Origin of the sequence: Microbacterium sp. CCNWLW134, from assembly GCF_037083565.1 — a bacterium.
Classification (GTDB): Bacteria; Actinomycetota; Actinomycetes; order Actinomycetales; family Microbacteriaceae; genus Microbacterium.
Map to the genome: position 1 here is coordinate 640,014 of NZ_JBAOJU010000001.1, position 12,950 is coordinate 652,963.

The window sequence follows — 12,950 nt, forward strand, 5'->3', positions numbered from 1 at the left end:
CGTCCGAACCGATTTCACCGAGAGAGCGACCTGTTGTGACCATGCCACTCGTCCTCGGCCAGCCTTCTCTGTTCTCCTTTTCCGATGCCGATGATGTACCCGATGATCTGTCATTGCGGGAACGTCGTCTCCTTGTCGGCGCGCTTAACTTCCATGCCCTGATGGCTCCTTCGAGGGAGCTCACGGTGCACGCGTACGACGGGTCGTGGGAGACCCTGCCGAGGACGACTGACGACGCAACATTCACCGGCCTGTCCCGAGCCTTCCGCCGTCGGCTCTTCTCGCTCGTGATGAAGAGCGAGATCGAAGCCGAGGAGAGGCAACCGCAACCGGGCGAAGCAGTCGCGACGTCTTTGGCCGAGCGACCGGTTCGCCACATTCACATCTCGCGAGACGACGTGCTCGCCCACGATCCACCGAGAGACCGCTCGCCCAATCCGATCCGACGTGTGCTGCGCGACGTCCGTCTTCGCGCACCGCTTCTTTACGACGAGGCGCGCGACCTGGAACTGCTGCGTCACAGGAGCCACATGCGGCGTGCCCCCCGGCGACAGTTTCACCGGGAGTTCGACCCGGGCGGGGTCCACGAAGAATTCTCGATCATTCCCGCACCGGCGCCCCCCGACGGTGCATCCCGCGCTGTCATCATCGGCATTCACTGGTTCGAGATGGGCGGCGCGGAGCGCTGGGCATTCGAAACCATTCGTCTTGTTCGCGAGGCGGGGTTGCTACCCATCGTGCTCAGCAACAGAGAATCCCACCACCCCTGGTTGGCGCGGCCAGAACTCGACGGAGCACTGCTCATCCCCTTCTCGGAGCCGACGGCGCGATCGCAGACGCCAGGGGTCGAGCAGCTTCTCCGCGGAATTCTCCGATCCTTCGACGTCCGCGGCGTGGTGGTGCACCACAATCAGTGGCTCTACGATCGCCTCCACTGGATCTCGGACTCCCGTCCCGATATCCCGATCGTCGACTCGACCCACATCCTGGAGTTCCGGGGTGGTGGCTACCCCATGAGCAGCGCTCTGGTGGAAGAAGTGATCACGACCCACCACGTGATATCTCCAGCGCTTGAACGATGGATGACGCAGACCCAGGGCATCGCGGGAGGAAAGGTCGTCATGGCCCCTCTCGTGGGCCTTACGGTCACCGATCGTTCGGAGGACTTCCGCCGGAGGGATGAGGCTGACCCGTTCACCGTCGCCTTCGTTGGCCGCATGGCTCGGCAGAAGGCCCCGGAGGTCTTCGTGGCGATGGCGCACCGCCTTCGCCGTGCCGGCGTACGTGCGCGCTTCATCATGCACGGTGACGGCGATATGGCCGCGGCCATCGATCATTTCATCCGTGCCTTGGGACTGGAGGGCACGATCGAGCGCCGCACATCTGGCGTTCCTGTCGTGGAAACGCTGTCGGATGCGCACCTACTTGTGATCCCTTCGCACAACGAAGGACTGACGCTCACGACTTTGGAAGCGATCGCCCACGGGGTCCCCGTCGTTTCAACCGACGTGGGAGCCCAGTCCGATGTGGTTCCTCCCAGGGCGTTGACGTCACGGAACGCGCATCGGGCGGTGGGGCAGCTCGCCGCAAAAGTCACCTGGCTCGCCCGCGACGAACAGGCCCGGTACGACCTTTGGCGAAGTGAGAGAGAGGCAGAGAACGCGTTGTTGTCACACCCGTCTGCAACAGAATGGTTCACGAACGAGGTGGCCGCATGGTGACCGTGGCAGCAGTGGTCGTCACGTACAACCGACTCGAGAAGCTGAAAAAGGTCATCTCGGCCATCGAGGGCCAGTCGCATGCCGTCTCCACCCTGCTCGTGGTGGACAATGCCTCCACCGACGGCACCGATCAGTATCTCGCCTCCCTCGACGCGACTGTCCCGCTCGTCGTGGTCACGATGCCGGAGAACACCGGGGGAGCGGGCGGCTTCACGGAGGGCATGCGGCGCGGGTACAGCCTCGGGGCCGATCACGTCTGGATCATGGATGACGACTGCTACCCGGAGCCCGAGGCGTTGGCCCGTCTGTTGGGTGGCTTCGACGAGGCCGTCGATGCCCTGGGACCGGACGTGCCGTTCGCTTGCTCAGTCGTCACCTTCACGGACGGCAACATCTGCGAGATGAACAACCCTCTGCCGACGTGGGACTGGGGGCGACTCCTGGTCCAGGGCCAGCGCAACGTCATGGTGACGGCCTGTTCCTTCGTGTCGGTGCTCATCCCTCGTTGGGTCATCGCCGAATACGGGCTGCCGTACGCGGAGTACTTCATCTGGTTCGACGATCGAGAGTACACGCTCCGACTCACTCGCCGGTGTCCCGGCGTACAGGTGCTCGATAGCGTGGTCGTTCACGACATGGGCGACAACCGCGGCGTGAACTTCGCGATGGTCGATGCGAAGAGTGCCTGGAAGTTCGAGTACGGCGTCAGGAACGAAGCGTCCTATCAGCTTCATCATCGAGGCATTCTCTACTATCTCGAGTTCGGCGCTCGGCTAGCGGTGAGCTTGCATCGCGGACGGGTCTCTCTGGGCCTGCGGGCGCGGCTTCTGCGGAAGTGGCTGCGAGGAATTGCCTTCAATCCCGCCGTGAGATATCCCGTCGCTCGCCCCGTCGATGAGGTCGAGCCGGTCTTGAACAAGGTCTAGACGCCAACTCGCTCGAGGTAGTGGCGCAAGGCTGACAGCATCTCTGTCGGTGCAAAACCGGTTGCGGTGATCTTCTCGAGGGACAGAACGCTGTATCTCGGTCTTGGGGCGACTGGTCCTTTGGTCTTTGCGAAATACTCTTCCGTCGTCACGCCGTGAATACGCTTCGTGTCATGGCCGACCGCGGCAAACACGTGGCGAGCGATGTCAGCCCAGCTACTCGGTTCGCCCGAGCACGTGAGGTTGTAGGTTCCGTATGCAGGCCGATTGTCGAGAAGATGGCGGATGCCGCGCGCGATGTCGGAGGTGAACGTCAAGCGACCGACCTGGTCATCGACGACACTTGGATCAATACCCCGTGCTGCGAGGGAGGCCATCGTGGAGATGAAGTTCTGTCCGTCTCCCACCACCCAGCTCGTTCGCAAGATGTAATGCTGGGGAACGGTCGAGACAAGGGCGTCGCCGGCCGCTTTCGTCTGCCCGTACACGCTCAATGGTGCAACCGGATCGTCCTCCGTATATGGCCGGCCGAGGAGCCCATCGAAGACGTAGTCGCTGGACACATGCACGAGCGTGATGCGGTGAGAGGTGGCAATACGAGTAAGAGCTGACACAGCCGCCACGTTGGCTGACCACGAGTCCACGCGGCCTGCAGCGGTCTCTGCGAGATCGACGGATGTGTAGGCGGCCGCGTTGATGATGGTGTCGTATTCGCTCCATGCTCTCGCTTGCTCAAGACCCGGGGCAGTGATGTCGAGTTCGGTCCGGTCGGCGAACTCGACATTGTCGACCTCGCCGATCTCGGCTCGCAACGCCTTCCCAAGCTGCCCAAGCGCTCCGAGCACCAGCATTCTTTTCGGCCCCATCGGCACGACGTCTTCGAGGGCAGGGTGATTCAAGTCCTTCGAGGAGATCTCGCAGGCTTCGAGCGGAATCGGCCACTCGATCGCGACCGTAGGGTCACCCAAGTTTAGAAAGGTGTAGTCAGCGTCGGGTGACCAATGATCGTTCACCAGGTACGTGTACGCCGTGTCGGGCGCAAGCGTTTGGTAGGAGTTGCCCACTCCGCGAGGTACGAAGATCGCTATGGATGGGTCGATCTCGGCAGTGAAGGTTGTCCCGAAGGTCGGACCCGGACGAAGATCCACCCACGCCCCGAACACTCGCCCGGCAGCGACCGATACCCACTTGTCCCACGGCTCGGCATGTATCCCACGGGTCGTCCCGACGGCGTCGTTGAACGAAATGTTGTTCTGAACAGGACCGAAATCAGGCAGCCCCAGTGACCGCATCTTCTCGCGCTGCCAGTTCTCCTTGAACCAGCCTCGAGCATCGCCGTGCACAGGGATGTCCCACAGCACCAGTCCGGGGATGGGGGTGGGTCGCGGCGTCAGCGCCTTGCCGAAGGCGATCATTGTCCCTTGGAAGAGTAGAACGCTTCGACGTCGTTCTTCGACGGCGCCCACCAGGGCTCGTTCTTCCGATACCAGTCGATGGTCGCAGCAAGGCCAGCCTCAAAATCGCCGTACTGAGGTTTCCACCCGAGCTCGGCTCGCAGCTTGCTCGAGTCAATGGCGTATCGAAGATCGTGACCAGCGCGGTCCGTGACATGGTCATACGCGTCCGCTGGTAGACCCATCAGTTCGAGGATGAGTTCAATGACCGCTTTGTTGTCCTTCTCCCCGTCAGCGCCGATCAGGTAGGTCTCGCCGATGCGGCCGTCATCCAGGATTCTGAGGACGGCTGAAGAGTGGTCATCCGCGTGAATCCAGTCGCGGACGTTCTCGCCCTTCCCGTAAAGTTTCGGTCGGATCCCGCGAAGAACGTTTGTGATCTGGCGCGGGATGAATTTCTCGACATGCTGATAGGGCCCGTAGTTATTCGAGCAGTTCGAGATCGTCGCCCGCACGCCGAATGACCGCACCCAGGCGCGAACGAGCAGATCCGAAGCCGCTTTCGTCGAAGAATAGGGCGACGAGGGGTTGTACGGGGTGGCCTCGGTAAACCGAGCCGGGTCGTCGAGCTCGAGGTCCCCGTACACCTCGTCTGTGGAGATGTGGTGCAATCGTCGGTCATGACGGCGTGCAGCCTCGAGGAGAGTGTAGGTACCTACGATGTTCGTGTCGAGGAAGGGACGCGGGTCGTGCAGAGAGTTGTCGTTGTGAGACTCCGCGGCGTAGTGCACGACGGCGTCGGCCTCGGAGAAGAGTTCGTCTACCAGGCCGGCATCGGCGATGTCGCCCTGCACGAATCGAACGCGATTTGAGGGAAGACCGTCGAGCGATGCCAGGTTGCCTGCGTAGGTCAGCTTGTCCAGGACGGTGACGTGGTCATCTGTGTTGTCGACGACGTGGTGAACGAAGTTCGATCCGATGAACCCGGCTCCGCCCGTGACGAGCAAGTTGCGAGCAGCCATCAGAGGCCCCTTTCGAGGGTCTCGAGCAGGTAGGCTCCGTAGCCGGATTTCACGAGCTTTTCGGCTCGCTCGCGCACCTCGTCATCCGTGAGGAATCCCTGCCGCCAGGCGATCTCCTCCGGGACGCCGATCTTCAGGCCGGTGCGGCGTTCCATCGTCCGAACGTAGTCCGCGGCATCCGTCATCTGATCGAATGTCCCGGTGTCGAGCCACGCGGTGCCGCGCGGCAGCACCTCGACGTGCAGCTTCCCGCGCTCCAGGTACGCCCGGTTGACGTCCGTGATCTCGTACTCTCCGCGGGCCGATGGGTGCAGGTCTCGGGCGATCTGCACGACGTCGTGGTCGTAGAAGTACAGTCCCGGCACTGCGTAGTTGCTGCGAGGGAGGATCGGTTTCTCCTCAAGGGAGACTGCCCGTCCGGAGTCGTCGAACTCCACGACACCGTAGGCCTCAGGCTCTGCGACCCAGTAAGCGAAGACTGCGCCGCCGTCTACGTCCGCGTACCGCTTGAGTTGAGTGCCTAATCCGGGTCCGTAGAGCAAGTTGTCACCGAGCACCAGGGAGACCTTGTCGTTCCCGATGAAGTCGGCGCCGATGGTGAATGCCTGAGCAAGGCCGTCCGGCGAAGGCTGAACCGCGAATGTGATCGAGATCCCAAATTGCGATCCGTCCCCCAGAAGTCGGCGGAAGGCCGCGGCATCGTGCGGGGTGGTGATGACCAGGATCTCGCGGATTCCGGCGAGCATCAGCGTCGACAGGGGGTAGTAGACCATTGGTTTGTCATAAACCGGCACAAGCTGCTTAGAGGTCCCGAGGGTGATGGGATGCAGTCGGGTGCCCGAGCCCCCGGCGAGAATGATGCCTTTCACCCCACAATCCTGACACAGCCCTCGCCGCGCAGTGATTCCCAGCGGTGTACAGATGTAACACTGGCCACACGGGTATAAATCCGCCACAATGAGCGAGTGCGCAAGACTCGACGGCTTCATCAACGCCTGTTTGGACTCGGGATGGTGCTGCTGCTCGCTGTCAGCATTCTGAGCGTCGGGGATGCTTCCGCTGTTGCGGCCGGACATGTTGGGTCGGCTCCAGTGTCCAAGCCAGCGAGTCAGCGGCCGGCAGCCGACCTGGCCTTGTTCAAGCCAGGGAACATCATCAATGACGCGACGTTCTTCGACTCCTCGACAATGTCGGCTGCGCAGATTCAGTCCTTCCTCAACGCACGGGTCCCGTCGTGCCAAGCAGGTTATACATGCCTGAAGGATTGGACGGACAGCTCCCGCACCATCCCTGCCGATGCGATGTGTGCGGGGTACTCAGGCGTTTCGAACGAACGCGCGGCGCAGATCATCTTCAAAGTTGCACAGTCGTGCGGGATCAATCCGCGCGTCCTGCTCGTTACCCTGCAGAAGGAACAGGGGCTGGTCACGCACACCTGGCCGAGCGACTGGCGTTACACGATTGCGATGGGCCAGGGGTGCCCGGACACAGCTGCCTGCGACACTCGCTATTACGGGTTCTTCAATCAGGTGTTCGGCGCCGCGTGGCAACTTAAGCGCTACGCCAATCCGCCAGGAACAAGTGCCTATTTCACCTGGTATGCGCCGGGTAAGACATGGAACATCAGGTTCAATCCCAACAGCTCGTGCGGTTCCGCGCCGGTCTTCATTGAAAATCAGGCGACCGCGAATCTCTACTACTACACGCCCTACCAGCCCAACGCCGCGGCGCTCCGAGCCGGATATGGCGAAGGGGACGCCTGCTCCGCATACGGGAACCGCAACTTCTTCAGCTACTTCGTCGATTGGTTCGGAAGTACCCAATCGAGCGGCCTCGCTCTCGCCCGTACGGCTTCCAATCCCGCGGTGTTCCTCCTCGCAGGCACCTCGCGCTGGCACGTCGCGGATGCAGATGATTACTCAGAGCTGGCTCGGGTTTTCGGGCCCGCGGCGACCGTAAGCGACAGCTTCCTGGCGGGATTCGCTGCGCGTGGATCCACCGGTGCGGTACTGCACAACGCGAGCACAGGTGTGATGTCCCTCGTCGAAGGAGGAGCGCTCCATCGGATTCCGACGTGCGAAATCGCCACCATGTGGGGTGCCGCGTGTGGAAGGCCGACGACCGTTCCGGATGGCATGCTGAGCAGAATCCCCCAGGGGCCCGACGTCGGTATCTACTTCCGATTGCGGAGCGGAAGCACATGGGGACGGTTTGACAGTGCGACGACGGTCACTCCCCTTTACAACGAGGCCGCCGCGCGAGCCGCGAACGGTGACATGCGAGCGACGCCCTACGCGCCTTATCTCCCGAGCGCCCGTTATCCCGGACTGACCAAGTCCGCGATGGTGTTTGCACCAGGCCAGCTCGTGCGCACCCCTTCGGACGCAAGGGTTTTCATGACGGTCGATTTCGACCGGCTCCTGGCGGTCAACACGTGGTCGGATGTCGTCGAGTATGGTCGGACGCCGGGCGACGTCGCCACCGTCCCGGCGAATGATCTCAGTCGTTACCGACAGGACGGTGCCGTAGCGCCCGTCCTTTCGTGCAGCAGCGGGTCATACTTCTTGGCTGGCGGAGCGATTCATCGGCTGTCCTCCCCGACCGCTCCTGGACTTCGATCCGTGGCCGCCGCCGAGATAAGTTGCGCGCAGTATCCCCTCGGTCAGCCGGTCACAGGTCCCCTGGCCGTCCGGAGTCCAGACTCGCCGACCGTTTACGCTGTCCAGGCTGGCGAGCGCAGACGGGTCGCCACGTGGAGTCATCTGGTTGCTCTAAACAATGGACAGAACCCCCTTGTGCTGACCGTCCAAACGTCGACCTTGAACGCGGCGCCATACGGCCCGCCAATCGCCGACGGACTCCTTTTGAAGGCGAGCGGCGCATCCCTATCCCTCGCGAGCGGGACGAATGCACACTGGTTGCAGTCGTTCGATATTGCCCGGGATGCAGGCATTCCGCCGTCCTTCCTGAGCGTGGCGGACGCCGAGCTCGAGGCGATGACGGTAGCGCCAGCGCTCAGTTCGTGGCTCCAGTGCGACGCTTCGGCAGGTTTCGCTGCGGACGGTCGAATCGTGACTGTGGCTCCCGCCGCGGCGGCCGGGTTCAGCACGGTTGAACTCAGTTCGGAGACCTGCGATCGGTTGACCGTCGATCGAGCTGCACTCAGTCGAGTGTTCGTGAAGGGTTCCTCCCCAGCGGTGTTCGTAGCTGAGGGTGGCGTCTGGCGGAAGGTTGGTTCCTGGCAGGAGCTTTTGGACGCCAGCGGCGGCAAGGTCCCGAGGATCCTGAACGTGTCTGACGGAACACTCGCCGGTCTGGTCGGGGCGTCAGGCTGAGTGTTGCCCTCTTGGTGTGGGAAGGTGCGCAGCGCGCCGACGGGATACTGCTCCGCTCGCCGCCCAGGAACCGACGATGAGAATGGCGGCTGACAGGCTCACAAGCGCGAACTGAATGCCCGCGGGTCGAAAGGCAACGTTCACGATGGAGTCGGCGGTGACGTCGACGGTCAAAAGAAAACCGTCAGCGGGATCACCGATCGAGGCTCCATCCACCGCGTAGCCGGGCCACGCAAGCCTGCTGAAGACGACTTTGCCACCGCCGTCGGGTGCTTCCGTGACCGCGAAGCTGACGCCTTCAGGGGACTGAATGACATCGGCGATCTCCACACCTTCGGTCGTCGCTACAATTCCGCCCGCACTGCCACGCGGCTCGTCGCGCACCCATAATTGGGTGAATTCGCCATCAGTGGCGACGTGCCATCCAGCGGGTGGGTCGTCCAGATAGACACTCGTCTGCTCCGTTTTGATGATCTGGACGGAATCCACAGAGAGCTGATCAACGAGGGCGAGGCCGGTTGCCTCTCTCACTTCGAACAGACTCGCGGCCAGATCAGGGCAGGTCTCACCGAGGTAACCGAGGCACAGCGCGCTGTTGAATCCGTTGAATCCCAGCAGCTGATAGCGGTTGAGTACGGAGTTGGGGTTGACGTACCAGGAATTGGCGAAAAGAGTCTCCGACCACAGCGCGTCGGAGGCTGGCAGAGCGAGCGGATCACCGACGACGATCGTGTCGTTCACCGATTCCTTCAGCTGTGTCTGCAGTTGCGAGATCTGAGTCGGGATCTCCTGATCCGGCCAGATCGAGCGAGGATACACGGCTTGCTGGAGCGTGAATACCGACAGCCCGATGAGTGACCAGGCCACTCCGAGCGAAATGGTTCTCGTTCGCCCCCTCTGCCAACTCCCCAGGATGCGGAGAACCAGCGCCGTTCCCGCTGAAACCAGAAACACGGCGACGGCGATTCGGCGAATGTATTGCGGCCCCTGCGCCCATGACAGGAATGCTGATACCGCGAGGACGGCGAAGACGACGGCGACGCGGGGCGCGGTCACCTTCAGGGCGCGATCCAGCCCGACTGCGATGAGAACGATGCCGCAGAGGGCGAGATAGGGGAGCATCCGCGTCGGATAACGCAATGGGCCGATGACGGTGGGAAGCATAATGAACGCGGAGAAGACGCCAAGCCCCACGAGGACATCCACCAGGCGGCGATTCACCCTCAGTAGATGGGTCCAGCGGATGACGGCAGCAAGAGGCAATACCCACGCGAGGTACGCGATCGGTACGGGAGCGGTGAGCCCCACCCACCACCAGGCTGCAGCCTGTGGTAGCGCAGTCGCGACCGGCGACATAGCCATACCCGAGAGGTCCAGTGTCATGAACTGATCCATGTAGACGGCGCTTCCACCGCGGTTCGTCACCGGCGCCGTGAGAAGGCTCGTGATATGTACCGCCACAGCGACGAGACCCAGTGCCACACCGATCAACAGCAGATTCCGAACCGCGCGCCAGTCCCGCCACACAGCACGAATAGAGAGAGTGAGGCCGATGACCAGCGCGAGCGCAATCGTTCCGTGCACGTACCCGATCGAGATGAGGAGGTAGCCGAAGATGAAGGCAGGAATGGGACCGGACACCCCCCTGCATAAGCGCGATACGTAGGCCCAGGCCCAGGGAAGTAGGCTCCACGCGAATAGACCGGTGACCCACGAGGGAGCATCGAAGAACGTCGTGAAGCCCGTGAACGGGGCAAGGATTCCGGCGCCGAAGGCGTAGACGGGGCGCGCGCCGAACTCACGCGTCAGCGCATAAACGCCGCACGCGCCGACGAGGATGGCCCCGATTTTCACGACAGTCGTGAAGACGGCCGCGTCTTGCGCGAGACTTGCGAATACGCTCACAAGCAGGATCAGCGGGTTGAAGAAGCCCCACTGTCCCTCGGCGAAGAGGTTGCCACTCGACCATACACTCGGCTCGAGCAATGGCAATCGGCCCTCACGGAGGCTCGAACCGAGGTGGAACCACTGTCCGAATGCGCCGTTGACGGAGTCATCTACGAAGTAGTGCAACCGATTGAAGACGAGGGGGACGAGCGCTGTCACGAGAACCACGACGGCCGTCGACGCAAGCCAGAAACGGTCTGACAGGTGCTCCCGCAATGGGACGAGTCGGCTTCCACTCACCTCGTTCTCGGTCTCCCCGTCGTTGATCATCGTGCGGGTACCGGCTCTGGGACAGGTCCCCGGCTCGAACGGCCCCAGGGAGGTTAGCACGTGGACTTTTGCGATGCCGCCTCTGCGTGCCGGTCGACGAATCCCGCTTGGTAGCCTCGATCCGTGCAGCATCAGCTCGTCGAGTCCGTGAGCTCCGCAGAGCCAACCGATGATCGTAGGTCGGTCGCTCTGTGGAGGCATCCCCTCACCGCGCCGGCAGCTGCGGCTCTTGCGGTCCTCGTCTACTGCGGACTGAGGCTTTTTAAGGAACCTCGGTTCTTCTTCTGGGACGACACGCAGCTCGGCGCATTCGGGCAGTGGTACGGATTGGGTTCCCGGATCCTAGCCGGCGAACTCACAATCATGTCTCCTGGCGCATGGCAGGGTGGGAACTACCTTGCCGAGGGGCAGTGGGGGCTGTGGAACCCCCTCACCTGGCTCGTTGCGTTGGGAACGCACGTTGTCCCGGGGGCGACTGCCTACGCGACGGCGATCAAGATCGCATTCCTGCTCGTTCTGTGTCTCGGCGTGTACCTGGTAGCCCGAGAGTACGGCGCGACTCGGTGGTGGGCGGCGCTGGCAGGCTTCAGCTCAACAGTCGGAGGCCAGACGGTTTTCATGGATGCGCCGTCCTGGGTCACCGGGCTCCAGAATGTCGCCTTGTTTGCCATGAGCTGGTGGGCACTGAAGCGGCACGTCGACAGGGGGCTCAGTCCGTTTCCCTTCCTTGGCTTCGCCTATCTACTGGTCACCTTCGGCTACATCTTCGGCGTCATCGAACTGGCAATGCTCCTCATTGCTACGCTCGTCGATTCGGTGATCCGGCGGGCGCCGGTCAAGGCCCTACGTGTGCTCATCCTCGGCGTCTTCGCCGCGCTCCTTACAGTCTTTGTTTACCTGCCCGGGATCCTGACATCGCCCGTGACCTCGCGTTCGGGCTCTGAGATACAGAACGACCAATTCTTGAACATGGACCTCGGCGACCTCGCGACCTCGCCGATCGTGACGGCCGTCAGCTCCGTCCGCGGATACTGGGGAGACCTTCTTCCCGTGCCGCTCCAGTACGTGACCTGGCTGCTTCCGCTCCTCGTCATCGTCGGCCGCGCCGGATGGCGTCCTCTGCGGTCGATTGCGATCCCGTTGGCGCTGCTCGCTCTGACCGTGGCCTTCATCATCGGGCCCAGTGTCATCGGACCGCTGCGATACCCCGCGCGAATGATGCCGTACGTTGTGGTTGCTGTGGTCATCGTGTTCGCTGTGATCGCCTCGCGAGGGTGGCCGCGTGAAGTGAGCTCGCGCAGGCTGTGGCTGGCGGTCGCGCTGACTGCCGGTTCGGGATGGTTGGCATGGGCTGCGCAACCAGATTCATGGTGGTGGGTAGCTGTCGCGACTGCACTTCAGATTGTGCTCATCGTCATCGCCACGCGGTGGCGACGGCTGACCAGCGTCGGCGCCGGACAGGTTGCTGTGCCGGCTTTCCTCTTGATCGCCTCGCTGGTTGCGCTTGCGCCGCAGGTTGATCGATACCCCTCGAGCCCGCTCGGAAACTTCAACGTCCCGTCTTCGGTCGCGCTCATGAGGGACGTCGCAGCGGACATGGACCCGGGCATCATGACGGTAGGAGATGTCTACTCGCTGCAGTCAAATCCCGAATCCTACGGGGAGTCGCTCATCGCGAACCTCTGGTATCTCACAGAAAAGGATGCCGCCAGCGTCTACACCGTCCTCCCCTTCACGACGTTCGCCAACGCGCTGTGCCTTGACCTTCGCGGCGCCACGTGCCCGGCGGCGTTCGACGAGTTGTTCCGAGACTCCGATCAACCTCTCGCAGACGATATGGCACTCAATACCGTCGTCGTCATCAAGGGACCAGGTCTGAGATCAATCCCCGACGTGCCCACCGGCTGGAGTATTCAGGAAGGCGAATACACGTGGACGCTTCGTCGCGACACGCCGGTCGATTCCGCCGGCGGCGTCGTCCGAGCGACGTCTGGTACCGACGTCACGACGATCGCCCGGGACGACACCAGCGTCACTTTACGTATTGACGCTGCACCCACCTCCGGGGGCAGCGTCGTGTTCAGCCGGCTTGCGTGGCCAGGTTACAGTTCGACGGGCGGGCGACTTGACTCACCGGAGCGGGGATTCCTGCTCGCGTTGGCGGTCGACCAGTCGGACGTCGGCGAAACGATCGTGGTCACGTTCCGGCCACCCGGTTGGACCGTGGAAGTCATCGCGGCAAGTTCTGCGGCGTTACTGGCGATCGCCTGGACTCTCTTGTATCGCAAGGTGGATCGAAGCATCGGCAGACGGTACCGGCGACCGGCATGACCTC

Annotated in this window: 8 protein-coding genes; 4 read left to right on the forward strand and 4 right to left on the reverse strand. The window is 62.6% G+C overall.

Annotation, left to right across the window (positions count from 1 at the left end; genetic code table 11):
• Window positions 1-41: 41 nt before the first annotated feature.
• Window positions 42-1,721, forward strand: coding sequence for a glycosyltransferase (locus V6S02_RS02970; RefSeq protein ID WP_336400768.1), 1,680 nt, complete (start codon window positions 42-44; stop codon window positions 1,719-1,721).
• Window positions 1,715-2,647 carry a glycosyltransferase family 2 protein gene (locus tag V6S02_RS02975; protein ID WP_336399820.1) on the forward strand — a complete coding sequence of 311 codons (933 nt, stop codon included), beginning with the start codon at window positions 1,715-1,717 and terminating at the stop codon, window positions 2,645-2,647. The genes V6S02_RS02970 and V6S02_RS02975 overlap by 7 nt, the downstream gene beginning before the upstream one ends.
• Here the strand turns inward: V6S02_RS02975 and V6S02_RS02980 are convergent.
• From V6S02_RS02980 to rfbA, 3 genes are read right to left on the reverse strand one after another with little or no spacing between them, the layout of a single operon-like run.
• Entirely contained in the window at window positions 2,644-4,062 is a 1,419-nt protein-coding gene (locus V6S02_RS02980; RefSeq protein ID WP_336399821.1) for a bifunctional dTDP-4-dehydrorhamnose 3,5-epimerase family protein/NAD(P)-dependent oxidoreductase, read from the reverse strand. The two genes, V6S02_RS02975 and V6S02_RS02980, sit on opposite strands and share 4 nt — an antisense overlap.
• On the reverse strand, window positions 4,059-5,063 hold the full coding sequence (gene rfbB, locus V6S02_RS02985) for a dTDP-glucose 4,6-dehydratase (protein ID WP_336399822.1): 1,005 nt from the start codon (window positions 5,061-5,063) through the stop codon (window positions 4,059-4,061). The genes V6S02_RS02980 and rfbB overlap by 4 nt, the downstream gene beginning before the upstream one ends.
• Window positions 5,063-5,932, reverse strand: coding sequence for a glucose-1-phosphate thymidylyltransferase RfbA (rfbA, locus tag V6S02_RS02990; protein ID WP_336400769.1), 870 nt, complete (start codon window positions 5,930-5,932; stop codon window positions 5,063-5,065). Before rfbA ends, rfbB begins: the two co-directional genes overlap by 1 nt.
• Window positions 5,933-6,154: 222 nt before the next feature.
• Between rfbA and V6S02_RS02995 the strand changes: the two genes are divergently transcribed.
• Entirely contained in the window at window positions 6,155-8,398 is a 2,244-nt protein-coding gene (locus V6S02_RS02995; protein ID WP_336399823.1) for a hypothetical protein, read from the forward strand.
• Here the strand turns inward: V6S02_RS02995 and V6S02_RS03000 are convergent.
• A complete protein-coding gene (locus V6S02_RS03000; RefSeq protein WP_336399824.1) occupies window positions 8,390-10,615 on the reverse strand; it encodes a hypothetical protein in 2,226 nt (741 codons plus the stop codon). The genes V6S02_RS02995 and V6S02_RS03000 overlap by 9 nt on opposite strands.
• Window positions 10,616-10,738: 123 nt before the next feature.
• Here V6S02_RS03000 and V6S02_RS03005 point away from each other — a divergent pair, with 123 nt between their 5' ends.
• Window positions 10,739-12,946, forward strand: a complete 2,208-nt coding sequence (locus V6S02_RS03005) for a hypothetical protein (protein WP_336399825.1) — start codon at window positions 10,739-10,741, stop codon at window positions 12,944-12,946.
• Window positions 12,947-12,950 lie beyond the last annotated feature (4 nt).